Here is a 24,141-nt window from a genome sequence, read left to right on the forward strand (position 1 = left end):
GTTCGTCCGGCCTATGAGCAAAGGAAATCACCATGAGCATGCGTTTGCCGGGAACCGCCGGCACGGAACACGTGCCCGTTCTCGTCCGGGCGGGAGATGTCGATGCCACCTCGGCTCCTGAGCATGGCGACGCCAAAGACGTTGGTGAGCGTCATGGACGTATCTCGGCAGTCACTGCCCCGGGCGACACCTTCCAGGCGGCGAGCATGACGATCCACCAGACCCGCCGGCATCGCGGTCCGCGATCCCCCTCGCGATGGATGGCCCGCGCCGCCTGCAGGGATGCCGATCCCGAGCTGTTCTTCCCGATCACCTGGGACGATCGGCCGGGACGAGCCGACGACGAGGCACGGAGCATCTGCCGGGCATGCCCGGTTCGACCGGCCTGCCTCGACTGGGCGGTGCGGACGGGGGAACCGGACGGCATGTGGGGTGGCACCACGCCCGCGGAGCGCCGCCTCCTGCGTGCGCGCCAGACGGCCTGACAGGTCACGCGCTCCTCCTCAGGGGGAGGCCGGCGACCAGGAGCTTTTCGAGCCCGTCGAGCTCACCGGTGTGCGCCGCGATCAGGAACGCCCGGACGAGGCGCTGGTGTGTGATGGTGTCCACCGGTCTGCACCGATCCTCCGCCAGGCGGGTGTGCGCTCGCCGTACGAGCTGCCGCGTGTGGACCACGCCCAGGCCCAGCAGCTCGGAGATGCGCTGGTAGGGGTAGTCGAAGGCCTTGCGGAGCAGGTAGGCCGCGCGCTCGGCGGGCGACAACTTCTCCAGCAGCAGCCGGACCGTCAGGTCGACCGCCTCGTACCGCTCCGCCGCCGTCTCCAGGCCCGCGCCGCCGTGTCCCAACTCCTCCAGGAGCACGGGCCCCACGGACGTCTCGCGGCGGCGCCAGGCCGAGCGGGCGACGTTGATGGCGAGCCTGGTGGCGGTCGTGGCGAGGAACGCGGGCGGGTTGGCCACGACCGAGCGGTCGGCGCGGTCCCACCGCAACCACGTCTCCTGAACGACGTCCTCCGCCTCGCCCACATCCTGGAGGTAGCGGTAGGCGATGGCGAAGAGACGGGGGCGCACGGTGACGAACGCCGACTCGCCCGCTCGGTTGTGAACGAGAGTTCCGCAGGTGGACAGCATCGTGTCTCCACTGAAAGGTGAGCGTCAGCAAGAGACCTCAGCAAACGCCGAACGGGCTTGCCGGACATCACTCGGATACATGAAATTCGCCGGTGAAGATCCTGCGCCGATCTCGGGCGTTCGTGCGATGTGCTCCGATCCGTACCGCCCGGGTCAGCCGGGGTCAGCGGCCAGGACGATGCTGGCCGGAATACCCTGGCGGGTCATCTTCGCGTACGGGCACAACGCGGTCGCCTGCTCCAGCAGCGGGCCGGCCACCTGGCGATCCACTCCCGGCCAGCTCACCACGAGGTCGGCGCTGAGCTGGTAGCCGCCGTCAGCGGGATCGCGCCCGAAGGAGACCGTCGCCTCGACCGAGATCGGCTCCGGGTCCAGGAGGTGCCGCCTGGCCAGCAGGCTCAGCGCGCCGTGGAAGCACGCGGCGTACCCGGCGGCAAAGAGCTGCTCGGGATTCGGGCTGACGTTGTCGCCGCCCAGTTCCTCGGGCATCCGCAGCTCCAGCAGGAAGCCGTCGGCGGAGCGGGCCAGGCCGGAAGCGCGCCCGTGGGAGACGGTGCCGCCCGTCAGGGTCACCCTCGTGCTGTAGAGCGGCTTGAACACCGTGCCGCTGTAGTCGTGGTTCGTGGACAGGATGGGGTCGCTCACCGGTACGCCTTTCAGTGCCATCGATGGAGTTTGTCGGGATTGAGGATGATCCACACGGCGGTGACCTCCGCCATGGCGACGCTCACGCTGACCACGGCCACGGCCCTGCCCGCCCGGCGCAGCACCAGGCCGGTCCGGCCGTTGACGGAGGCGAGAGCCACCTCGGCGCCCGGCTGGCCGATCAGCAGCGTCGCGACGAATGTGGCGGCGGCGTCCGCGCCGTGGACCGGCCGTACGGGGGCGCGCACCTTTCCGCCGCCGTCGCTCACGACGATCGCGTCGGGGGCCAGGACCGCCCGCAGCGCCGCCGTGTCACCGGACTGGCAGGCCGCGGCGAATCTCCGGGCGATCCGGTCATGCCGGTCGAGCAGCTCCCGGCCGGGGCCGGCCGGGCGTACCGGCAGGTCGGTGACAGGGTCGGGCGGGCGGCTCGGGCGGCTGGGGACGTGTTCCGGGTCGGCCAGCAGGGCCAGGCAGATGCTCCCCACGGTACGCGTCAGCCAGCCGCGCGGCACCGCGATCCCGGCGCGTTCGGCATCGTCCAGGGCGTACCACCGCCGGTAGGTCTCCTCCAGCACGTATTCGGCCGCGAGCTCGGAGCCGAACATCCACTGGGCGATCTCGAGCAGATGTTGCCGCTCGTCGAGCATCTCCGCCAACGATCCGGCACCCGTCTCGGCCATGGCCCGCCTCCTTAACTGATGGCAGTTATGACCGGCCAGCCGGAGGCGTTGTGACAATGGCTGCTAGAGACGGTGGCGGGACCGTTCGAACGCCGCCAGTTTGGCCGGGTTGACGATCCACATGACGTGATGGATCCCCTCCCGCGAGGCTTCGACGGTGAGCAGCGTGACGCCGCTGCGGCCGCGCGGAACCAGCACGCCGGCGAGCCCGTTCATCTCGACCCAGGTGAGGTCGGTGCCCGGCCAGAACCGTGGCGCGAACGCCGCCAGGAATCTCGCCACCCGGTTGCCCCCCACCAGGGGGTATCGCGCGGCGCCTCTGAGTCCGCCGCCGTCGGAGGAGCTGACCACGTCGGTCGCGAAGAGACCTTCCAGCGCGCCGATGTTCCCTGTCTGGGCGGCGTGCAGGAAGACCTGGAGCAGGCGGCGGTGCTCGGCCCTGTCGATGGGCTCGCGCCGGACACCGGTCAGGCGCTTGCGGGCGCGGCACACGATCTGACGGACGTTGGCTGAGCTGAGCCGCAGGATCTGCGCGATCTGCTCATTGGGGTAGTCGAAGGCTTCGCGCAGCACGTAGGCGGCCCGCTCGGTCGGGTTGAGGCGTTCGAGCAGCAGCAGGAAGGCCAGTTCGAGCGCCTCGCCGCGTTCGGCGCCCACGGTGGGGTCGAGGCTGGTGTCCACCGGTTCCGGCAGCCAGGGACCGATGTACGACTCGCGCCTGACCCGGGCGGACTGGGCGACGTTGATGGCCAGCCGGGTGGCGACCAGAGCCAGGAAGGCCGGCGGGTTCTCGATCGTGTCGCGATCGGTCTTCTGCCAGCGCAGCCAGACTTCCTGAACGACGTCCTCGGCCTCGGTGGCGCTGCCGAGCAGCCGGTAGGCGATGCCGAACAGCCGCGGGCGTAGCTCGACGAAGGCGGACGCCGCCTCTTCCAGGGTCTGCGTGTGCATATCCGTTCCCCACGTCATCGTCTCGGCAGCCGGCATGATCGGGGTTGGTGCACCCGGCACGTGTCCTCGAAGCCCTTCCGTCAAACGTCGGCCCCTCACCGGCTAAGACAAGGCAGCGCCCGGCCGCGTGACAATTACCGCGACTTCGCTACTCGACGAGTTTTCCGTCGGCCGAAACCTCGCGCATGAGCGCCGCGATCTCGGCGGGGATCGGCGGGATGTCCTCCCGCTCCACCGATCCGGGTCCTGACCACACGAAGTTGACGCGCAGGGCGGGATCGAGCCGCGGGTAGTCGGAGCGGTTGTGGCAACCCCGGGTCTCGCGGCGTTCCAGCGCCGCCTCCATCGTCGCGCGCCCGGCGAGCACGGCGGACTTCAGGTCGAAGGCGTGCGCCAGGTCCTGGAAGCCGGCGATGTCCGGGTGCACGCCCAGGTCGTGGACACGCGCCTCGACCGCGGCCAGCTCGGCCAGCCCCTTACGCAGGCCGCCCTCGTCGCGCACGACGCCCGCGTGCTCGGTCATGATGTCGCGGACGGCCCGCTGCAACGACCGCACGTTCTCGCGACCGTCGGTGGCGAGGATCTCCTCCACCTCCATCCGTGCCGCGTCGAGCGCCTCGGCCGAGCGGCGCTGGGCGCCAAGATCGGCGGAGTACCGCGCCGCCGCCTGCCCGGTGATGCGGCCGTAGACGAGGAGTTCGATCAGGGAGTTGCCACCCAGGCGATTGGCGCCGTGCAGGCCGCTGGACGCCTCTCCGATGGCGTAGAGCCCGTCGACGTCCGTGCCATGGTCCTCGGGCCGCACCCAGACGCCGCCCATCGAGTAGTGCGCCGTCGGCGCGACCTCGATCGGATCCCTGGTGATGTCGAGCAGTTGCAGCTCCATGAGCGTCTGATAGACACGCGGCAGCTTCTTCATGATCGTGTCATGGGGCAGATGCGAAACGTCCAGCCAGACGCCGCCGCTCGGGGTTCCCCGCCCCTCCTTGATCTCCGTGTAGGCGGCCAGCGCGACCCGATCGCGCGTTGAGAGCTCCATCCGCTCCGGGTCGTAACGCGCCATGAAGCGTTCGCCCAGCCCGTTGCGCAGGATGCCTCCCTCGCCCCGGGCCGCCTCGGAGACGAGCGTGCCGGCCGCGTTCTCCGGCGCGATGAGGCCGGAGGGGTGGAACTGCACCAGCTCGGGGTCGCGTATGCGGCAGCCCGCGAGGGTGGCCAGGCGGAAGGAGTCGCCGATGTTCTCGTCACGCCTGGACGAGGTGCGCCGCCAGATCCGGGTGTGACCGCCTGCCGCGAGGATCACCGCGTCCGCGTGAATGACATAGCTGGTGCCGTCGACCAGGTCGAACCCGTACGCGCCGAAGACCGCATTGTCATGGACGAGGATCCGGGTGATGTACACGGTGTCGAGGATCGGGACCTCGAGCCGGGCGGCCTGATTGATCAGCGTGCGCTGGATCTCCAGCCCGGTGTAGTCACCGGCGTAGGCGGTGCGCCGGTGGGTGTGGGCGCCGAAGAAGCGCTGGGAGATCCGTCCGTCCGGCTCGCGGTCGAACGGCATGCCGTACCGTACGAGGTCCGCGATGCCACGCTCGGCACCCTCCGTGACGATGCGCACGATCTCGGGATCGGCCAGCAGATAGCTCTCCTTGAGGGTGTCGGCCGCGTGCTGCTGCCAGGTGTCCTCCGGATCCATCGTGGCGAGCGCCGCGTTGATGCCACCGGCCGCGAGCGTGGTGTGCGGGTCCGCTTTGGGTCGTTTGCCGACCGCAAGGACGTCCACGCCGTGCTCGGCGAGTTCGATGGCCGCTCGCAGTCCTGCCCCTCCCGTTCCGATGACCAGTACGGACGTGGCGATCCGGTTCTCTGGCGTGTGCATGGTGCTCCCTGAGCTCATCGACGAACGCGGTCACGAATCAAGACAGCACGGCAGGCCCCTTTGTGACATTCCGCCTCGGCACCTGCGAACGGAAGCGTGACGGAGTGTCGGCATCCGACGCGCCGGCCCGGTGATCGCGTTTCCGGGCGCGGCTCTAACCGTCCTGTACCGCCGGATCGATCTCGGCGAGGGCGGTCCTCAGTTCGGCACGCCCTTTGATGCCGAGCTTCGTGAAGACCTTGCCCAGGTGGTACTCGGCGGTGCGCGCGCTGATGAACAGCCGCGCACCGATGTCGCGGTTGGTGAGTCCTTCGCGCGCCAGGTGCGCCACGTTGAACTCCTGCTTGGTCAGCTGCGCGGCACCCTCGTGCGCGTGCACGTGGCGGGACCCACCGCACGCCCTCAGCTCGCGTGCGGCGCGCCCGGCGAAGCCGTTCATGCCACAGCGCATCAAGATCGAGTGCGCGGCTTCGAGTTGCTCACGTGCGTCGGCGAGCCTGCGCCGGCGGATCAGCTCCTCCCCGTACAGCAGGCGGCAGCGCCCCTCCAAGATCGGGATCCGTTCGGCCCGGTGTCGCTCGATCGCCTCCAGGTACAGGCTCTGAGCCTCCTCGCCCGCACACAGCTGCGCCCGCGCCATCGCCAGCACGGCCAGGGCCCAGTTGGTCCCCACCGGCCGCGTGACGCTCGCCAGTTGCTCGAACGCCTGCTCGGCGAGCTCGCGCTCGCCGGTGTGCGTGGCGGCCTCGATGAGTTCGAGCAGCGTGCGCATCGCATGGTTCAGCTCGTGCGTGTACGGCAGCTCGCGACGGCCGGACTCCACCGCCTCGGCGAAGCGCCCCAGCCCGTTGTAGAGGATGGCCTCGGAGAAGTTGACCGCGCTCAGCGCGTAACCCTCGCCCCGCGCGTGGGCGTCGGCTCGAATCCGGGTCGCCCAGCGCTCCGTCTCCTCGGCCTGCCCCCGGTAGGCCGCGAGGAAGAGCCGCCCGTACTGCGGCAGCGGGTGGCCGGTGACCTCCTTGATGGCGTCGATCTCGTCGCAGGAGGCCTCGGCCGCGTCCAGGTCGCCCTCAATCGTCTGTGCCAGCATCTGCAGGCTCAGGGCGATCGGCAGCACCGTCACGACGCCTGCGGCGCGGGCGAGCTCGACCTGCCGATCGGCGAGCGCACGCAGCGCCCCGGCATCCCACAGGTCCTGCGCGGCGCGGGAGGCGAACCACATCCAGTGCAGTTCGAGCGCGTCAGGGGCCTGATCCAGAAACGCGCGCTGCGCCCGGCGGAGGGTCGCGACCGCGGCCTCCTGCCCTTTGGCGGCGAGCAGCGCCTGGCCGCGCAGGATCAGGTCCCGTGCACGGCCGGACTCCTCGGCGGCGGTCGCTCCCAGGATCGCGTTCGCGACCTCGGCCACCTGCCCGGTCTCACCCAGCCGGCCGCCGTAGATCGCCGCGGCCAGCGCTTCGATGTAGGTGTCTCTGGCGAGCGCCGGGTCGAGCCCGTCGAGGCCCTGGGCGGCGGCAAGGAGGAGTTGCGGACCGCCGCTGTCACGCCGGAGCGCGTATTGCGCGCGGGCACGTAGCCGGGCGGCGAGAGCCTTCTGCAACGTGGTGAGGGGCAGGTCGTGGACGGAGTCGAGCAGGCGCATGGCGGACTCGGGCGCACCCGCGTCGTGCTTGGCCTCGGCGGCCGCCATCAGGCGCTGTCCGCGGCGGGCAGGCATGGGCGTCAGCACCGCCGCCCGCTCCAGGAACGCGCCCGCCGCGGCCGCGCCGCCACGCGACCGGGCACGCGCCGCGGACCGTTCGAGGTCCGCGGCGACCTCTTCATCCGGGTGCAGCGTCGCGCTGGCCCGATGCCAGGCCCGGCGATCCGGGTCGTGGTCGGCGCTGGTGACGTCGGCCAACGCCGCGTGGACGCGCCGCCGGTCCTCCGCGGTCGCCGCCCGGTAGACCGCGGAACGCACCAGCGGGTGGCGAAAGCCGACCCGGGTCCCGATCGCGAGCGCATCGGCGTTCCTGGCGGCGTCGAAGTCCTCCGGGCCCAGCGCCAGCGCCGCGCTCGCACGCCACAACAACACGGGATCGCCCGTCGGGTCGGCGGCCGCCAGGAGCAGGAGCAGGCGTGTCGAGGCGGGCAGCGGTTCGAGCTGCGCGATCAGGCTCTGCTCGATGCGGTTCTCCAGCGACATGGAGCCGGTGAGGGCGAACCCGCCGGCGATCTCGGCGGGGCTCAGCATCCGGGGCAGTTCCCGCAGTGCGAGGGGGTTGCCGCGTGCCTCCGCGATCAGCTGGTCGCGAACCCGCGGGTCGAGGCCGCCGGGGGCCGCGAGGCGCAGGAGCTCACGTGAGTCGTCGTGACCCAGCCCGGTGACGACCATCGACCGCAGCCCGGCGAACGCCTCACTGACCGTGCGCATGGCGAGCACGATGGCGACCCCCTCGGCGTCGAGACGCCGGGCGGCGAACGCCACGGCGCGCGCCGACGCGTCATCGAGCCACTGCGCGTCGTCGACGACGCACAGGAGCGCCCCGTCGCCCGCGGCTTCGGTGAGCAATCCGAGCAGGGCGAGCCCGACGAGGAACGGGCTGGGCGCGGAATCCTGGCGCAGGCCGAACGCCGCCTCGATCGCCTCGCGCTGTGGGGCGGGCAGGTGCCCGGCGGAGCCCATCATGTGCCCGCACAACTGGTGCAGCCCGGCGTAGGCCAGCTCCATCTCGGACTGGGAGGCGACGATGCGCTCGATCCGGACGCCACCGGGCTGACACGTTGCGGCGCGCGCCGCCATATGGTTCAGAAGCGCGGTCTTGCCGACGCCGGCCCCTCCGGTGACCGTCAGCGCGCCACTGTGGCCGGCGCGGGCGCGTTCCAGCAGCGAGTCCAGCTCCGCCTGCTCGCGACGCCGCCCCCGCAGTGGCACGGTCTCGGTCACGGCGCCGCCTTCGCTAGAACGTACCGATATATGAGGCCTTGGGCAGACCCGATCTTATCTGAGAGAGGCCCACCCGATTCCAAGCCCTGGCGGAGCTTGTCGTGCGGGTCAGCGTTCGATCATCTGCATCTGGGCTTCGTTGTGGTGCCCACCGGCGGCCGGGGGCAGGCTGTCGAGCTTGGCGAGTTGCTCGGCGGTCAGTTCGACGGCGTCGGCGGCGGCGTTCTCCTCCAGCCGCGAGACGCGCCTGGTGCCCGGAATGGGCGCGATGTCGCCCTTGCTCAGCACCCAGGCGATCGCGACCTGCGCCGGTGTGACCCCGGCCTCGTCGGCGATGGCCTGCACCTCGTCGGCCAGGGCCAGGTTGCGGCGGAAGTTCTCACCGGTGAAGCGCGGGTTGGTGGCCCGGAAGTCGTCCGGGCCGAAGTCGCTCTCCGAGCGGATCTGGCCGGTCAGGAACCCCTTGCCGAGCGGGGAGTAGGCGACCAGGCCGATGCCCAGCTCGCGCAGCAGCGGCAGCGCCTCGTCCTGGTCGCGGGTCCACAACGAGTACTCCGACTGCAGCGCGGCGATCGGATGGACGGCGTGGGCGCGGCGGATGGTGTCCAGCCACGCCTCCGACAGGCCGATGTGGCGGACCTTGCCCTGCTCGACGAGTTCGGCCACCGCGCCGATGGTGTCCTCGATCGGCACCTTCGGGTCCACCCGGTGCTGGTAGTACAGGTCGATGTGGTCGGTGCCCAGGCGCCTGAGCGAGCCCTCGACGGCGATGCGGATGTTGCCGGGGCTGCTGTCGAGGTTCCAGCGCCCGTCGCCGGCGTGCGAGACCAGCCCGTACTTGGTGGCGATGACCGCCTGGTCGCGGCGGCCCTTGAGAGCCTTGCCGAGCAGTTCCTCGTTGACGTACGGGCCGTAGATCTCGGCGGTGTCCAGGAAGGTGACGCCCAGGTCGAGGGCGCGGTGGATGGTACGGATGGACTCGGCGTCGTCGCTGCCGGAGCCGGTGAAGCCGTGGGACATGCCCATGCAGCCCAGCCCGATGCGGGAGACGTCCAGATCGCCCAGCGTGATGTGCTTCATGATCACCTTTCGGGGTTGATGAGAACCTTCAGCGCGGTACGGTCGTTCATCGCTCGATAGCCATCCGGGACCTCGTCCAGGGGGACGGTGCGGTCGAAGACGCGGCCGGGCTCCAGGGTGCCGTCCAGGATCTCGGGCAGCAGTTCCTCGATGTAGGCGCGGGCCGGGGCGACGCCGCCGGTCAGGGTGAGGTTGCGGAAGAACTCCCCGAAACCCATCGGTACCTTCTCGTACTGGGGCGCGCCGACCCGGCTGACGGTGCCGCCGTCGCGGGCCACCGCGAACGCCGTGACGATGGCCTGCTCGGTGCCGACGCACTCCAGCACCGCGCGGGTGCCGTCGCCGCCGGTCAGCTCCCGTACCCGTTCGACGCCCTCGTCACCGCGTTCGGCGACGACGTCGGTGGCGCCGAAGGCGCGGCCCAGCTCGGTGCGCTCCTTGTGCCGTCCCATGAGGATGATCTGCTCCGCGCCGAGCCGCCTGGCCGACAACACCGCCATCAGCCCGACCGCGCCGTCACCGATCACCGTCACGCTGCTGCCCCGGCCAACCCCGGCGGTGACCGCGCAGTGGTGGCCGGTCGGGAACACGTCCGAGAGGGTCAGCAGGGACGCCAGCAACGCCGGGTCCTCCCCCACCGGAAGCTTGACCAGCGTGCCGGCGGCCTGCGGAACGCGTACCGCCTCGCCCTGACCGCCGTCCACGCCTGCCGCGCCCCACTGGCCGCCGTGCCGGCAGGAGGTCTGCAGGCCCTCGCGGCAGAAGTCGCAGGTGTTGTCCGCCCACACGAACGGCGCCACCACGACGTCGCCGCGGCGCAGCCCGCCCGCCTCGGAGCCGGTGTCCTCGACGACGCCGAGGAACTCGTGCCCGATGCGCTCGCCCTGCTCGGTGGCCGGGCGGGACTTGTAGGGCCACAGGTCGCTGCCGCACACGCATGAGCGCAGCACGCGCACGATCGCGTCGGTGGGCTCGCGCAGCACCGGGTCGGGCACGTGCTCCACCCGTACGTCACCGGCGCCGTAGATCAGAGTTGCTCGCACAATGGTGTCTTTCGTCGTTGCGGAATGGTGGTCCCCGGCCGTTGGCGGCCGCGTGCCGATGCGCGGCCGGGGCCAGCGTCCCCGGTTCGGGCCCCGGTGGTGTCAGGGACGTCGTACGCGTCGCCGGATCTACCCGAAGCGAACCGATCGTCATCTCCGCTCCGGGTCGATTCCCGGTAAATCCGTGGTGCCGCCATCTCCCGCCGCTTGGCGCTGATGCCAGGGTTCTCCCTGGTCAACCTCCATCTAATGAGCTTTCGCGGTCGTGCGGCAGGTCCTGCCGTTACAGGTAATGGCAGAACCCCCCACGGAGGGTCCGCCGCACCACCCGCTCCCCGTCGAGCGGGTGGCCGAACTGGCATCGGCGCTGACGCAGGGGCGTGGATCAGGTCTGATCGGGGTCTGCTTGCCGCACCTCGGCCAAGTCCTGGGTGGCCGCCCAGCTCGCCAGCAGCTTCAACGCGTCGGCGGTAGGAGTGCCGTGGGCGGCGGTGTAGACGTTGAGGGTCAGGCCGGGCTCGGACGGCAGCTCCATCGACTCGTAGTCCAGATCGAGCTGCCCGACCACCGGGTGGCGCAGCCGTTTGCGGCCGCTGCGGTGGTACTGCACGTCGTGGGAGGCCCAGCGCTGCCGGAAGACCTCACTGCGCGTCGACAACTCACCGACCAGCTCGATCAGCCCCCGGTCATGCGGATCGCGGCCCGCCTCCAGCCGCAACATCGCGGCGGCGTCGTTGGCGACGCGGTCCCAGTCGACGAAGAACTCCCGGGCCGCCGGGTCCAGATAGACGAACCGGGTGGTGTTCGCCGGACGGCGCGGATCGGCCAGGACGGGCGCGTACAGGGCACGCCCCAGACGGTTCATCGCGACAATGTCGTGGCGTCCGTTGCGCACCCAGGCCGGCGCGTCACCGATCGCGTCCAGCACCTGCTGAACCGCGGGCCGCACGCTGGTCGGCGTGCGGCGACGCTGCGTTCCCGGCCCGGCGGCCCGCGCCAGGGCGAACAGGTGCTCGCGCTCGGCCTCGTCCAACTGCAGAGCGCGCGCCAGGGCGTCCAGCACGTTGTCGGAGGCGCCGGACAGGTTTCCCCGCTCCATGCGCACGTAGTAGTCGATGGAGACGCCGGCGAGCATCGCGACCTCTTCGCGCCGCAGTCCCTTCACCCGGCGGTTGCCGCCGTAGGCGAGCAGCCCTGCCTGCTCGGGCGTGATGCGCGCCCGCCGCGAGCTGAGAAACTCGCGGACCTCCGCGCGGTGATCATGCTGGCCCATGACCTCAGGGTATGCAAGACAGGCGAAGCGAGGCAGGTAACACCCTTACCCCGGACGCGGCATCGGACGGCCCTTTCCCGCACGACACCTCCCGAGATCACGGCCAGGGTGTGAAGCCTTCGTGGCGGACGACCCAGCTGCCATCCTTCGGGAACCCCGGGCAGTCGGTGTCCGAGCCGTCCCAGCCGGCCACCATCAGGGAGACCGCGGCGAGCAGGCCGCCGTTCGCGGACAGGTAGAGCGGCAGCAGGCTGCCGAACTGCGGGACCTGGCCCGTGGGCAGGAACGTGTTCTTGCCGGTCTCCATCAGCAGGGCGTCCACGGCCAGGCCGGGGCGGCCGAGGCGGGTGGCGGTCATGGCCATCGCCGGGAAGTCCCAGCCCCAGGCGGTCTCCCACTGCCAGTCGCCGAGGACGTCCAGCAGCGTGGCCGCCATGACGGCCGGGTCGATGAGCGGCGTCGCGGGGACGACGCCGAGCGCGCACAACATCGAGGGGTGGTCGTCGCGGCGCAGGTACGGCTCGGTCGCGATGGCGGAGTAGACGCCGTCGCGCCGGTGGGGCGGGGCCAGGTTGTCCTGGATGTGCTGCCAGTCCTCGTTGTGTTCTCGTTCCTGTACCGCACCTATCCGCGCGACGCCAGGCGGGTCGAGGAGACGCTCGACCTGCGCCGCGGGCAAGCGCTCGCCGACTAACCGCCCTCTCGATGGTCACCACCAACTGCGGAGACACCCGATGCGACTGCCGACCCGCCCGGTCATCCCCGGTTTCCACCCCGACCCCAGCGTGTGCCGCGCCGGCGACGCCTACTACCTGGCCTGCTCCAGCTTCGAGTACGCCCCCGGCGTGCCCAGCCACCATCGCCCGTGGCCCCGCACCGTCCGGCCCGTTCGAGCCGTGCCCGCACAACCCGCTGCTCACCGCGCGCGGCATCGACGCCGCCGTGCAGAACGTCGGCCACGCCGACCTGGTCCAGACCCACGATGGCGGCTGGGCCGCGCTCTACCTCGGCGTCCGCGCCCTCGGCGGCATCGGCACCGCCAAGTGGCATCCTGGGCCGCGAGACCTTCGCCTCCCGCATCGCCTGGACCGGCGGCTGGCCGCACCCGGCCGACCCGATCGAGCCCCCGCTCTCCCCCGCCGTCACCGAGGAAGTGACGCCCTCGGGACCGTTGCCGCCGTCCTGGGTGGGCGCCGGTCGCTGGCCCGGCCGGGCGCTGCGCCAGACCGGCGACGCCTGGCTGCTCACCGCCGGCGGGCAGGAGCGGGCCCGGACCCGGCGGCTTCACCGAACTCGGACGGCTCGACGGCCGCTACGTCTCCACCGAGGTCGCGGGCGGCTTCACCGGCCGCGTGATCGGCATCTCCTGCTCCGACGGCGAGCTCGCCCTCCACTCATTCGTCTACACCGGCGCCGACGATCCCGAAGAACTGACCTGATCGGTGCAGGACACCCGCCATTGACAGCCTGCGGGAGCAGATCTACGATCCGATCGAATCGATTCGCTGACAGCTTGGACCACGCTCAGCAGCCAGGCTTCCGAGGCGGGACAACGACGTCATGCCAATCGGCGGAATCGATTCGCCAATGTCTGGGTCACCAATCGGCGCAATCTCTCGCAGGAGACTGCGATCTCTCCTGCGTGGGGCCGCGACTCCCCCAAGGAGCCACGCACGATGACGATCACCCAACGACCGCCCATCAGACGATCAGCGCAGGTCCTGGCCGCGATGCTCATCGCCATCTTCCTCACGGCCGTTCCGGCGCCGGCACAGGCCGGGGACGAAGCCATCAGCGTCGACTTCGGTGGAGTGAGCGGCGGCGCGCCGACCTACCGCGCGTCCGGCTGGATCTACGGCATGACGGAGAACGGATCGGGACCGGCGGACCACTTCTTCCGCGACGTGAGGTTCCGGTACATGCGGGCCGGCGGCGCGCAGCTCGGCTCGCCCGGCGGCTGGGTGTCGGGCTCCTACGACCGCAGGTGGAACGCGACGCTGGCCCAGGCCCGCCGGACGATCGCGCTTGGCGGCCAGTTCATCATCCTGCCGCACGACCTGTGGGGAGCCGACGGATACCCGATCTCGCGCTTCCCCGGTGACAACGGCAACTGGTCCGACTACGACGCCTTCCTCACCCGCCTGATCAACGACGTGCGGGCCGCCGGGATCACGGTGCAGTGGGACATCTGGAACGAGCCGAACCTCTCCCTGTTCTGGAACCGCCCGCAGGCCCAGTACCTCGAGTTGTGGCGGCGCAGCTACCAGCGCATCCGCGCCGCTTTCCCCGGCCAGCTGATCGTCGGCCCGAGCTGCGCCTGCGTGCCCTCCACCACGCACGCCTTCTGGAACGCCTACCTCGACTTCGCCCGGGCGAACAACGTGATCCCCGACATCGTCAGCTGGCACTCCCTGCCCGGCGACCCGTGGCCAACGTGGCCGCCGCGAACACCACGCTCGACTCGCGCGGCATTCCGCACCCGCGCCCGTACCAGATCAACGAGTACGGGGCCGGGAACGAGCAGAACCCGGGCGACGGAGCCTGGTACATCGCCCGGCTGGAGCGGGCCGGCGCCGACGGGCTGCGCGCGAACTGGGCCAGCGCCGGCAACCTGCACAACGACCTGGGCAACCTGCTCGTACGGAACTCCGCGGGCCGGCACCTGCCCAAGGGCGAATGGTGGGTCTACCGCTTCTACGCCTCCCAGACCGGTCAGATCGTGTCGGTGACCCCGAGCCCGGCGTACGACGCCTTCGCTACCAAGACGACCGGGACCGCCAAGGTGCTGGTGGGCGGCGGCGGGACGACGGGAAACATCGCCGTCGGCCTCCGGCGGCTCGACACCACCAGCGGCATCGTGCAGAACAACCAGGTCCGGGCGATCGTGCAGCGCATCCCGTACAACGCGGGCGGGGCGGTGCAAGGGCCGGTCACCATCCAGAACACGGTCCTGACGCTGTCCGGCAACGGCGCCACGCTGAACCTGCCGCACGGCAACGCCGACGAGACGTTCACCATCACCCTGCTGCCGCCGTCCGACGGCGGTTTCCCGTCCGTCGCCGTCGCCCAGCACTCCCAGCAGTGCCTGGACAACACCGGCCTGAGCAGCGCCGACGGCAACGTGCAGCAGCAGTTCTCGTGCGAGGGCGGCGACCAGCAGTTGTGGAACTTCCGGCCGGTCGCCGGCGTGGCGGGCACCTACACGCTGGTCAACCAGCAGAGCGGGAAGTGCCTGGAGGTGGGCGGGAGCTCGACGGCCGACGGCGCCCCGGTGCGCCAGTGGACGTGTGGCAGCGGGGCGCAGAACCAGCAGTTCGCGCTGCGCAAGGTCACCTACGGGGGCAACGACCCCCATGACTTCCAGCTCATCGCCCGGCACAGCGGCAAGTGCGTTGACGTGAGCACCATCTCGACCGCGCCCCGCGCGCCCATCCATCAGTGGACGTGCATCCCGGCGGGCCAGGCGAGTCCGCTCAACCAGACGTGGCGGTTGTGGGGCCGATGACGGTTCGCCGTTCGCAGGCGGCGGCGAGGATCAGGTAGGCGCTCGCCGTCCAGGTGTAGGCGCGGTCGCGCAGCCCCTCTCCGGTGTGTGCGTCGAAGTTCTCGGCGAACCCGGACTTCTCGCACAACATGAGGAAGCGGGCGCTGATCTCGTCGGCCAGGTCCTGGTATCCGGCGCGGCGCAGCCCGTCCTCGATCAGGACGGTCGAGGGCGCCCAGATGGGGCCGCGCCAGTACCCGTCGTCGAGGTAGTGCGGTGAGCCGGGCCGTTCGGTCGCGAGGCCGAAGGCGGTCAGGTGCCGCTCGATCCGGGCGGCCAGAGCCGCCCGGATCGGCTCAGGCAGCTCCTGCCCCAGCACGATCGGCATGAGGTCGAGCAGGCTGGAGCTGCTCCAGGTGCGGCCGGAGAGCACGCCGCGGGCGACGAACCGCTCGCCGTCCCACAACTCGGCGAGCAGCGCCTCGCGCATCCGGTCGGCCCGCTCGCTCCACCCGGCGTCCGGGGCGAGCCGGGCCAGTTCGCGCATCTGGAGGATGAGGAAGGCGGCCAGGTCGGCGGTCTCGACGACGCGTTCGGGGTCGAAGGTGGTGGCGTTGTCCCAGCCGCTGTCGTTGCCGTGCTGGTAGTGCGGCAGCTCGCGGCCGGGGGCGCGGCGGGCCTCCAGCCAGAAGGCGGTCCAGCGTGCCAGCAGCGGGTACGCGTCCGGGTCCGGCGGCAGGCCGCGCAGCGCCCAGCCATGGATGGGCGGCTTGACGAAGTTGTGCAGGATCTCCGAATGGGTGACCGAGTCGGGCAGCGCTCCGGCGGCGTCCTGGTGGTCGAAGGGCAGGCGGTACTGGTCCCGGGCCAGCTCGGGCAGGCCGTCGGCGAGGGCGAGGGCGTTGAAGCAGTGGTCCCAGCTCCACACCTTGTCCATCCAGTGCTTGGACATGAGCACGGCGGGCCGGGTGACGAACCCCGCCGGGCGCACGGTGGCCGACCACAACACGTAGGCGGCCAGTTCGGCGGCGGGCGTCCGCTCGCTGCGCCAGGGCGCGACCGCCTCGGTGAACGCCTCGAAGTCCGCCCGCGCGGCCTTGGCCACCTGCTCGAAGGTGCCGGTGGGCGGGTAGGGGGCGCGGGCGGTCTCGTACTCCTCGATGGCGAGCTCCCAGTCGCCGTCGAGGACGAGCCCGCGTTCGGCCGTGCCGAGCGCCTGCGTGCCGAGTTGTTCCGCCCGCCCGGCCAGGAGGGTGATCCGGTAGCGGCGTCCGGTCTGGTAGACGGTGAAGACGAACGATCCGTCCACGGGATCCTCATAGAGGTACGGGCCGCTGAACGGCGTCAGCACCGCGTCGGCGGCCAGCAGGCGGAGCCCGAGGCCGCGGCCGCGCACGCGTACCGTGTCGGCGTTCTCGTAGGCCAGGTCGACGCGGCCGCGCCCGCCCGCCCAGGTGAGCCGGTGCGGGATGGCCGTGATCGCGGCGGTGGCCGTGGGGATCAGCCGCAGGATCGGGTGCATGCCGCTCTGGTGGGAGACCAGGTGCACGTGCTCGGCGTAGGTCTTCTCCGCCACGACGGGCGAGAAGCCGAACCAGGATCCGCGATGGCTGAACGGGATGTCGCGCAGGGAGAACACCGGGCCGGAAGCGGCGGCGGTCATGAAATGAGGGTCCCTTCTCAGTCTTTGACGGCTCCGGCGGTGACGCCGGCGGCGACGTAACGCTGGGCGATCACCAGCAGGACGGTGGCGGGGACGGAGGCGATCACGGCGGTGGCCATGATGGCGTTCCACTCCTGGTTGTTGTTGCCGATGTAGTGGTAGATGCCGAGGGTGATCGGCTGATAATCGCCGCCCTGGTCGAGGGTGGAGGCGAAGACGAAGTCCGACCACGCCCACAGGAACGCGAACAACGACACCGTGATGAGCGCGTTGCGGGAGACGGGCAGCACGATCGACAGGAACGTCCGCACGACCCCGGCGCCGTCGGTGCGGGCGGCCTGCAGCAGTTCTTCGGGGATGCCGGACATGAACGTGGTCAGGATGAGCACCGCGAACGGCACGGCGAGCGTGGAGTCGGCGACGATGAGGCCGGGCAGGGTGTTGAGCAGGCCGAGGTTGAGGAAGATGGCGTAGAAGCCCATCGCCATGATGATCCCGGGGATCATCTGCGCGACCAGGAGCACGAAGCTGAGCGCTCCGCCGCCGCGCGGGCGCAGCTTGGCCAGCGAGTACGCGGCCGGCGCCGCGACCGCCAGGGTCAGCGCCACCGTGCCCAGCCCGACCACCAGGCTCACGCCCAGGTAAGGGAGCTGCTGGTCGAGCACCGCCCGGTAGCCGTCCAGGGTGGCGTTGACCGGGAAGAAGCTGGGCGGGCTCTTGCGCATGTCGGTGTCCCGGGTGAAGGACACGTTGATCATCCAGTAGACCGGGAACAACATGACGGCGGTCAGCACCAGCCCGATCGCGGTCTTGAGCGGCCTCATGACACCGCCTGCCTGCGGATGTAGATGAGCCCGAAGACCAGGGCCGTCACGATGAGCAGGTTGCCCACGGCCGCGCCCGGCCCGAAGGAGGGGACCAGGTTGCCGAACCCGAGCCGGTAGGACCAGGTCGCGAACGTCGTGGACGCGCCGCCGGGCCCGCCCTTGGTCATGATCCAGATGATGTCGAACACCTTGAGCGTGTAGACGAGGCCGAGCAGCAGCGTGATCGCCGACACCGGGCGCAGCAGCGGGAACGTCACCTTCCAGAACCGCTGCCGGCCGTTCGCCCCGTCGAGCGCGGCGGCCTCGTACACGGCCGCGGGGATCGCCCGCAACCCGGAGTACAGCACCACCAGGTTGAACGGGATGCCGATCCAGATGTTGGCGATGATCACCGACCACAACGCCCAGTCCGGCGAGGTCAGCCAGTTCACCGGCCCGATCCCGAGCCAGTTCAGCGCGGCGTTGACCACGCCGGAGTCGCTGTTGAACATCCACGACCAGGTCGAGCCCGACACGATCAGCGGCAGCAGCCACGGCACCAGGAACAGCGCCCGCAACGTGGCCGACAGCCGGAAGTTCCTGACGAAGAACAACGCCAGCGCGAGCCCGAAGCCGAACTGGAAGACCAACGACACCAGCGTGAAGACCACGGTGTGCCACAGCGCGGGCCCGAAGGTGGCGTCGCCGAAGACCTTGGCGTAGTTACCGAACCCCGCGAAGGGCGCGCCACCCTGGACGAAGGAGCGCACCGTGTAGGTGCGCAGGCTCAGCTCGACGTTGCGGAACAGCGGGTAGGCGTAGAAGAGCAGCAGGTAGAGCACGACGGGGGCGAGGAACGCCCAGGCCGCCCACTGCGTGGATCGGGTACGGCCCGGTGCCGTGGCGGACCGCACCACTCTACGGGTGGTGTCGCTCATGCCGTTACTGGGCCGCGGCGGACTGCGCCGCGGCCATGGCGTCCTGCGGGGACTTCGAGCCGCTCAGCGCCGCCTGCACCGCGCCCCACATCGGCTCGGAGATCCTCGGATACCTCGTGCCCAGGTCGTCGCTGGTGCGGCCCTTGGCCGCCTTGACCGCCTCCACCCACACCCGCAGGCCGGGGGTGGCCGCCACCTGCTTGGCCTGCACGGCCTCGGTCGGGGCGATGTAGGACAGGGTCGTGGTGGTGGTGAGCGAGTTGCCGGTGCTGGTCAGACAGGTGACCAGCTTCCGGGAGGTGGCGTGGCGGCCGGTGTCGGACTGCACCGGGATGCTGACGAACTCGCCGCCGGTCGGCGCGGGCGCGGTGCCGCCGCTCTTGCCGGGAACGGGAATGATGCCGTACGCGAAGCCGGTCTTCCCGGCGTTGGCGAGTTGCCAGGTGCCGTTCTCGGCGAAGGCGAAGTCGCCGGTGGCGAACTCCTGCCAGCTCGTGGTCTGGGTGTTGTTGATGACGGAGTTGGGGGCGTAGCCCTTCTTCAGCCAGTCGCTCCACAACGCCACCGCGGAGACGCCCTGCGGGGAGTCGAGCTTGGTTAGGCTCGCGCCGGAGCCCCAGAACCAGGGCAGGAACTGGAAGCTGCCCTCCTCGGTGCCGATCGCCGAGAACGTGATGCCCTTCTTCCCCTTCGCCTTCACCTTCTCCAGCGCCGCCGTCAGCGACGTCCAGTCCTTGACCGAGGCGATGTCCACCCCGGCCTGCTTCAGGACGTCCTTGTTGTAGTACAGGGCCAGGGTGTTGGCGCCGATCGGCACGCCGTAGGTCTTGCCGCCGCTCTGCCCGGCGGCCAGCAGGTTCGGCGCGATCGCGGACACGTCGAGCCTGTTCTCCTCGGTCGTCGTCAGCACGCCGGCCTCGGCCAGCGTCGAGACCACCGGGTTGTCCACGATGAGCACGTCCGGCGAGTTGCCCTGCTGCGCCGCCAGCAGCGCCTTGTTGGTCAGGTCGCTGGTGTCGTAACCGGTGCGCTCGACCTTGACCCCCGCGTCGGCGCCGCACCTGTCCAACAGCTTCACCCAGTCCGAGGCTCGGTCGTACTGCGGGTACGGGTCCCAGATCGTGTACGTTCCACCACCCGTGCCCCGCCCGGCGTCGCCGCCACCGGACGTCGATGAGCAGGCCACCAGCCCGCCCAGGGCGGCCACGGCCGCCAGACTCGCACCGGCCGCACGCCGGCTCCTTGCCGCTGATCTCATTGAGCTGACCTCCGCTGACTGGCGTTGCGCGGCTGCTTCCCACCGATGTCACACCACTGTCGAATCGATTCGTCGAATCGGTTCGACCGCAACATAGGCCCGCTCTCCCGCCCGCGTCAATGAACGGAAGGGCAAGGATGCGGAGCCGTTGCGCGCGGTGCGGCACCTCGCCGGCCCTGGCCGCTCTGCCTGCCGCCGCAAGAACCGATGCGAATTACGATGGACCGCGATCGGCAGCACGGACGAGGAGCACGGTGAACATCGGAGAGATCGCCAAGCGGGCGGGCGTGTCACGCAGCACCGTCTCCTACGCCCTCACCGGCAAGCGCCCGGTGTCGGAGGAGACCAAGCGCCGCATCCAGGCGGTCATCGACGAGCTGGACTACCGGCCCAACGCCTCGGCCAGAGCGCTGAAGGAGGGCCGCACCCGCACGATCGGCCTGGTCATACCGCCGGCCGCGCGGCGCCTGACCGACATGCAGCTCGGCTTCGTGGCCAGCGTGGTCGACGCCGCCGCCCGCGCCGACCTGGACGTCCTGCTGTCACCGTCGGGCGGGGAGCACGACCGCTCCTTCGAACGGGTGGTCACCGGCCGGCGCGTGGACGGCGTCATCCTGATGGAGATCCGGCTGGACGACGACCGCGTCGCCCGGCTGTCGAACAGCGGCGTGCCGTTCGTCGGCATCGGCCGTACCCGCCGCCCGGAGGAGATGTCCTGGGTGGACGTCGACTACGAGACGCTCATCGCCAAGTGCGTGCACCATCTGGCCGATCTCGGCCACCGGCACCTGGCGCTGGTCAACCGCAACGCCGAACTGGTCGCGGCCGGATACGGCCCCGGCCACCGCGCCGAGGCCGGTTTCGACCGCGCCGTGGCCGAGCGCGGCCTGCGGGGAGTGCGGGTCTGCTGCGCCGACGACGCCCAGGCGGGGCAGTCCTGCCTCCGGCGGCTCCTCGCCGAGCACCCGGAGCTGACCGCCATCGCCACCATCAACGAGGCCGCCGTCGCCGGTCTGTACCGTGGGCTGGCGGAGGCGGGGCTGAGCGTGCCCGGCGACTTCTCCATCGCCGGTGTGGCGGCGCGACACTGGGCCGAGAGTGTGCATCCGCCGCTCACCGCCGCCGACGTCCCGGCCGACGAGATGGGGGCCCGCGCCGTCGAGCTGCTGATCCAGCGCATCGCCGACCCTGACACGCCGTACCGACGGCTCCTGCTCGCCCCGCCCGTCTCACTCCGTGGCACGACCGGCCCGGCCCGCCCCCGCGCCTGACCCTCCCGGGCGGGCGTCGCCTCTTGACCACCCCGCGACGTCGCCCGGCACCGCCGGCCGGGCGGGGGCCGTTGCTCCCGCCCGGCCTCGTCGCTCAGCCGGGCAGCAGGGCAAGCGCCTCGAAGGTGTGGTCCTGCCACAGGCGGCGTGAGGTCTCCTCCGGGTAGGCGGTGATCGACGGCGAGGTGTCGAAGACCCGGGTCAGCCGCTGCCGGGTGTCGTAGGCGGGCCAGCCCGGGTCTCCCGAGGTCGCGAAGGACGTCCAGGCGGTGCGGATCTGAGCCGTCAGCTCGCGGGCCTCGGCGACGCCTTCGCCGCCGATGGCGGCCGGGCCGAGGTGGGCGTCGTAGGTGCCGAACAGCAGCGGGCCGTCCAGTCCGTGGCAGGCGCGCAGGGCGCCGCCGCTGCCCGGTGACTGCCAGGTCAGCTCGTACAGGTGGGCCCGGCCGCCCCCGGCGGCCTGCGCCTCGGCCAGGTGCAGCGTCGGCATGCGGAACAGCCAGTCGCTCTGCACGCGTTCGTACAGGTCCTCGGCGGACGCGCCGGGGAACGCCGTGCGGTAGGCCCGCTCATCGGGGCCGAACCGGCGCAGCGCCTCCCCGGCCTGCTCCTCGCTGATCTTGCCGAGTTCGCCGGCGAAGAGCAGGAACAAGCGGTACTCGTCGCGGGTGTGGCCGATGATCAGCTCCACGTCCCGTCCCGCGCCGTCCGCCAGCGCCTGCCAGGGCGCCCGGGGCAGCACCTCGCCGTCCACGACGGGTGAGAAGGCGGTGAGCGTGTGGGCGAACGCGCCCCAGCGGTCCTCGAACCGCCTCATCTTCGATTCCATCGCGTGCCCGAGTTCCGGCAGTTCCCGCGGGTGCACGCCGGACAGGTCCGCGGCCGCCAGGCGCAGGCCCGCCTCGGCGGCGATGGCCGTGGCGACGTCGCGGGCCAGGGCGTCGGAGAGGTACGTGCCCGGCAGGCTCTGCCCGACGGCGCGGCGGAACAGCCCCGCCGCTCGCGGCATGACCATCAGCGCCGCGATGGATCCGGCGCCGGCCGAGTCGCCGAGCACGGTCACCCGGCCGGGGTCGCCGCCGAACGCCGTGATGTTCTCCCGCACCCACTCCAGGGCGGCCACCTGATCGAGCAGGGCCCGGTTGGCTGGCGCGCCCTCGATGCGGGCGAAACCCTCGACGCCGAGCCGGTAGTTCAGCGACACGAAGACCACGTCGCCGTCGCGGGCGATGTGCCGGGCGTCGTAGCCGGGGCTGCCGGAGAAGCCGTGCTTGTAGGCGCCGCCGTGGATCCACACCATGACCGGGCGGCGAGCGGCCGGGTCCGGCTCGGGCGTCCACACGTTGACCGTCAGCCAGTCATCGCCCATGTCCTTGAAGGGCTCTCCCCCGATTCGGCCGGCCATGGCGGCGTCCTGCGGCGCGGGCGGGCCGAACGCGTACGCCTCCCGGACCCCGTCCCAGCGGCGCACGGGTCGCGGTGCCTGGAAGCGGGCCTCGCCGATCGGGGGTTCGGCGTACGGGATGCCGCGGAAGACGGTCAGGCCGTCCTCGGTGCGTCCGCGTACCACGCCGGCGGCGGTGCGGACCTCGTTCATGGTCATGATCCCTCCTTGGTTGAATCCCGACCGACCCGGTCGAGCGCGAGCTCGTCACCAGGTGACGGGGAGTTCGTGCACGCCGTACACCATTCCGTCGAACTTGAACGGGACCTGATCCAGGCTGGTGACCAGCTCCAGGGCCGGGATGCGGCGGTAGAGGGTGCCGTAGACGACCTGCAGCTCCATGCGGGCCAGCGGCTGCCCCAGGCACTGGTGCACGCCGAAGCCGAATGCCACGTGGCGGCGGGCGTCGCGCCGGAGGTCGAGCCGGTCCGGGTCGGGGAAGGCCCGCGGGTCCCGGTTGCCCATCTCGTTCACCAAGATCAGCCCTTCGCCGGCACGCACGACCTGGCCGGCCACTTCGAGATCCTCGGTCGCGACGCGCAACCGCCCATTGTGCACGATGTTGAGGTAGCGCAGCAGTTCCTCCACGGCGGAGGCGATGAGCTTCGGGTCGTCGGCGTCACGCAGCAGGGCGAGCTGGTCGGGATGCCGCAGCAGCGTGAGGGTGCCCAGGGCGATCATGTTGGCGGTGGTCTCGTGCCCGGCGATCAGCATCAACGCGCCCATCCGGGCGGCCTCCTGCCGGGTCAGTTCCCCGGCCGTGACCCGCTCCACCAGCCCGGACAGCAGGTCGTCGCCGGGGTTGGCGAGCTTCTCGCCGACCAGGTCGTCCAGGTAGGCGTGCAGCGCCTGGTGGCCGGCCTGCCGCTGCTCGGCCGTCGCGGTCCTGGTGATGATGGTCTTGCTGGTCTCCTGGAAGAAATCGTGGTCGGCGTACGGGACTCCGAGCAGTTCGCAGATCACCAGCGACGGCACCGGCAGGGCGAACGCCTGGACCAGATCCACCGGATTCGGACCGGCCAGCAGGTCGTCGATCAGGCCGTCCACGATCTTCTGCACGGACGGGCGCATGGCCTCGATGCGCTTGATGGCGAACGGGGCGGTCACCATCCGGCGCAGCCGGGCGTGTTCCGGGTCGTCCATGCCGATGAAGCTGCGCTTCACGCCGCCGGGCGGCAAGGGCACGGTGGCCGGGTAGCCGGGACGGCTGAGATCGGCGCTCACCCTCGGGTCGGCCAGCACCGCGCGCTGCTCGGCGAAGCCGGTGACCAGCCACGGGGTGCTGCCGTCCCAGAGCCGGACCCTGGTCAGCGGGCCCTGCTCGCGCTGGGCGTACAGGCCGGGCGCGGGATCGAACGGGCAGCGGGCCTCCCGCGCCATCGGGAACTCCGGGATCTCGCCCGCTGAGTGCAGTGTGCTCGTCATGAATGTCGGCCCTTTCCTTCGATCTGTGTCTTGTTCCGGACACCGGTTACCAGGGGCGAGTCACAGGGGCGCGCCCACTTTCAATCGCATGCTTTAATATATTCAATCACATGGTTTACGCAGTGTTGTTCGATGGAGGCTTTCCCGTGTCCCAGACCCTTGCCAGACCCGCCGATCCCCGCCAGGCCGCGCCGGCGCGGCCTGGCGGGCTCGTGGCGGTCCTGGCTTTCGCCGGGATCGT

General features: G+C 70.9%; 21 protein-coding genes and 1 pseudogene. 6 read left to right on the top strand and 16 right to left on the bottom strand.

Annotated elements, in window-relative coordinates; all coding sequences use genetic code 11:
• Nucleotides 1-260: 260 nt before the first annotated feature.
• Nucleotides 261-485, top strand: a complete 225-nt coding sequence (locus AB0I81_RS61905) for a WhiB family transcriptional regulator (protein WP_360679690.1) — start codon at nucleotides 261-263, stop codon at nucleotides 483-485.
• A gap of 4 nt (nucleotides 486-489) precedes the next feature.
• Here AB0I81_RS61905 and AB0I81_RS61910 read toward each other — a convergent pair whose 3' ends face one another.
• The 10 genes from AB0I81_RS61910 to AB0I81_RS61955 all read right to left on the bottom strand — a co-directional run bounded on the left by AB0I81_RS61910 (nucleotide 490) and on the right by AB0I81_RS61955 (nucleotide 12,290).
• On the bottom strand, nucleotides 490-1,131 hold the full coding sequence (locus AB0I81_RS61910) for a sigma-70 family RNA polymerase sigma factor (RefSeq protein ID WP_360679636.1): 642 nt from the start codon (nucleotides 1,129-1,131) through the stop codon (nucleotides 490-492).
• 153 nt (nucleotides 1,132-1,284) lie between these two features.
• Complete coding sequence (locus AB0I81_RS61915) at nucleotides 1,285-1,776, bottom strand: Ohr family peroxiredoxin (protein ID WP_360679638.1); 492 nt, start codon at nucleotides 1,774-1,776, stop codon at nucleotides 1,285-1,287.
• An 11-nt stretch (nucleotides 1,777-1,787) separates the two neighbouring features.
• Nucleotides 1,788-2,459: a hypothetical protein gene (locus AB0I81_RS61920; RefSeq protein ID WP_360679641.1), complete on the bottom strand. Its 672-nt coding sequence runs from the start codon at nucleotides 2,457-2,459 to the stop codon at nucleotides 1,788-1,790.
• A gap of 63 nt (nucleotides 2,460-2,522) precedes the next feature.
• On the bottom strand, nucleotides 2,523-3,410 hold the full coding sequence (locus AB0I81_RS61925) for an RNA polymerase sigma-70 factor (RefSeq protein WP_360679644.1): 888 nt from the start codon (nucleotides 3,408-3,410) through the stop codon (nucleotides 2,523-2,525).
• Nucleotides 3,411-3,558: 148 nt separating this feature from the next.
• Nucleotides 3,559-5,289 carry an FAD-binding protein gene (locus AB0I81_RS61930; protein ID WP_360679647.1) on the bottom strand — a complete coding sequence of 577 codons (1,731 nt, stop codon included), beginning with the start codon at nucleotides 5,287-5,289 and terminating at the stop codon, nucleotides 3,559-3,561.
• Nucleotides 5,290-5,443: 154 nt separating this feature from the next.
• The gene (locus tag AB0I81_RS61935; RefSeq protein ID WP_360679650.1) at nucleotides 5,444-8,215 is read right to left on the bottom strand and encodes an AAA family ATPase; all 2,772 of its coding nucleotides are present in this window, start codon (nucleotides 8,213-8,215) and stop codon (nucleotides 5,444-5,446) included.
• 108 nt (nucleotides 8,216-8,323) lie between these two features.
• Nucleotides 8,324-9,295 carry an aldo/keto reductase gene (locus AB0I81_RS61940; RefSeq protein ID WP_360679652.1) on the bottom strand — a complete coding sequence of 324 codons (972 nt, stop codon included), beginning with the start codon at nucleotides 9,293-9,295 and terminating at the stop codon, nucleotides 8,324-8,326.
• A 2-nt stretch (nucleotides 9,296-9,297) separates the two neighbouring features.
• On the bottom strand, nucleotides 9,298-10,338 hold the full coding sequence (locus AB0I81_RS61945; protein WP_360679655.1) for an alcohol dehydrogenase catalytic domain-containing protein: 1,041 nt from the start codon (nucleotides 10,336-10,338) through the stop codon (nucleotides 9,298-9,300).
• 385 nt (nucleotides 10,339-10,723) lie between these two features.
• The gene (locus tag AB0I81_RS61950) at nucleotides 10,724-11,611 is read right to left on the bottom strand and encodes a helix-turn-helix transcriptional regulator (RefSeq protein ID WP_360679658.1); all 888 of its coding nucleotides are present in this window, start codon (nucleotides 11,609-11,611) and stop codon (nucleotides 10,724-10,726) included.
• 97 nt (nucleotides 11,612-11,708) lie between these two features.
• Complete coding sequence (locus AB0I81_RS61955) at nucleotides 11,709-12,290, bottom strand: hypothetical protein (RefSeq protein WP_360679661.1); 582 nt, start codon at nucleotides 12,288-12,290, stop codon at nucleotides 11,709-11,711.
• On the opposite strand from AB0I81_RS61955, the pseudogene AB0I81_RS61960 reads away from it, so the two are divergent.
• The 4 genes and pseudogenes from AB0I81_RS61960 to AB0I81_RS61975 form a co-directional block, all read left to right on the top strand.
• Nucleotides 12,193-12,403, top strand: a pseudogene (locus AB0I81_RS61960) (hypothetical protein); the annotation flags it as partial. The gene AB0I81_RS61955 and the pseudogene AB0I81_RS61960 sit on opposite strands and share 98 nt — an antisense overlap.
• Nucleotides 12,317-12,967 (top strand): family 43 glycosylhydrolase, encoded by a 651-nt coding sequence (locus tag AB0I81_RS61965; RefSeq protein ID WP_360679665.1) that lies wholly within the window; start codon nucleotides 12,317-12,319, stop codon nucleotides 12,965-12,967. The pseudogene AB0I81_RS61960 and the gene AB0I81_RS61965, both read left to right, overlap by 87 nt.
• 320 nt (nucleotides 12,968-13,287) lie before the next feature.
• On the top strand, nucleotides 13,288-14,340 hold the full coding sequence (locus tag AB0I81_RS61970; RefSeq protein WP_360679668.1) for a hypothetical protein: 1,053 nt from the start codon (nucleotides 13,288-13,290) through the stop codon (nucleotides 14,338-14,340).
• Nucleotides 14,341-14,528: 188 nt separating this feature from the next.
• Nucleotides 14,529-15,116, top strand: coding sequence for an RICIN domain-containing protein (locus tag AB0I81_RS61975; protein WP_360679692.1), 588 nt, complete (start codon nucleotides 14,529-14,531; stop codon nucleotides 15,114-15,116).
• On the opposite strand, the gene AB0I81_RS61980 is transcribed toward AB0I81_RS61975, so the two are convergent.
• From AB0I81_RS61980 to AB0I81_RS61995, 4 genes are read right to left on the bottom strand one after another with little or no spacing between them, the layout of a single operon-like run.
• Nucleotides 15,085-16,758 (bottom strand): trehalase family glycosidase, encoded by a 1,674-nt coding sequence (locus AB0I81_RS61980; RefSeq protein ID WP_360679671.1) that lies wholly within the window; start codon nucleotides 16,756-16,758, stop codon nucleotides 15,085-15,087. The two genes, AB0I81_RS61975 and AB0I81_RS61980, sit on opposite strands and share 32 nt — an antisense overlap.
• A gap of 17 nt (nucleotides 16,759-16,775) precedes the next feature.
• Nucleotides 16,776-17,582: a carbohydrate ABC transporter permease gene (locus tag AB0I81_RS61985; protein WP_360679674.1), complete on the bottom strand. Its 807-nt coding sequence runs from the start codon at nucleotides 17,580-17,582 to the stop codon at nucleotides 16,776-16,778.
• Nucleotides 17,579-18,502, bottom strand: a complete 924-nt coding sequence (locus AB0I81_RS61990) for a sugar ABC transporter permease (protein ID WP_360679676.1) — start codon at nucleotides 18,500-18,502, stop codon at nucleotides 17,579-17,581. Before AB0I81_RS61990 ends, AB0I81_RS61985 begins: the two co-directional genes overlap by 4 nt.
• Before the next feature lie 4 nt (nucleotides 18,503-18,506).
• Nucleotides 18,507-19,760, bottom strand: coding sequence for an extracellular solute-binding protein (locus tag AB0I81_RS61995; protein ID WP_360679679.1), 1,254 nt, complete (start codon nucleotides 19,758-19,760; stop codon nucleotides 18,507-18,509).
• A 254-nt stretch (nucleotides 19,761-20,014) separates the two neighbouring features.
• Here AB0I81_RS61995 and AB0I81_RS62000 point away from each other — a divergent pair, with 254 nt between their 5' ends.
• Nucleotides 20,015-21,031 carry a LacI family DNA-binding transcriptional regulator gene (locus tag AB0I81_RS62000; RefSeq protein WP_360679682.1) on the top strand — a complete coding sequence of 339 codons (1,017 nt, stop codon included), beginning with the start codon at nucleotides 20,015-20,017 and terminating at the stop codon, nucleotides 21,029-21,031.
• Nucleotides 21,032-21,125: 94 nt separating this feature from the next.
• On the opposite strand, the gene AB0I81_RS62005 is transcribed toward AB0I81_RS62000, so the two are convergent.
• Both AB0I81_RS62005 and AB0I81_RS62010 read right to left on the bottom strand, forming a co-directional pair.
• Nucleotides 21,126-22,634, bottom strand: a complete 1,509-nt coding sequence (locus AB0I81_RS62005) for a carboxylesterase family protein (RefSeq protein ID WP_360679684.1) — start codon at nucleotides 22,632-22,634, stop codon at nucleotides 21,126-21,128.
• A gap of 48 nt (nucleotides 22,635-22,682) precedes the next feature.
• Nucleotides 22,683-23,900, bottom strand: a complete 1,218-nt coding sequence (locus AB0I81_RS62010; protein WP_360679687.1) for a cytochrome P450 — start codon at nucleotides 23,898-23,900, stop codon at nucleotides 22,683-22,685.
• Between the last annotated feature and the right edge of the window lie 241 nt (nucleotides 23,901-24,141).

The organism is Nonomuraea sp. NPDC050404 (genome assembly GCF_040655495.1).
Classification (GTDB): Bacteria; Actinomycetota; Actinomycetes; order Streptosporangiales; family Streptosporangiaceae; genus Nonomuraea.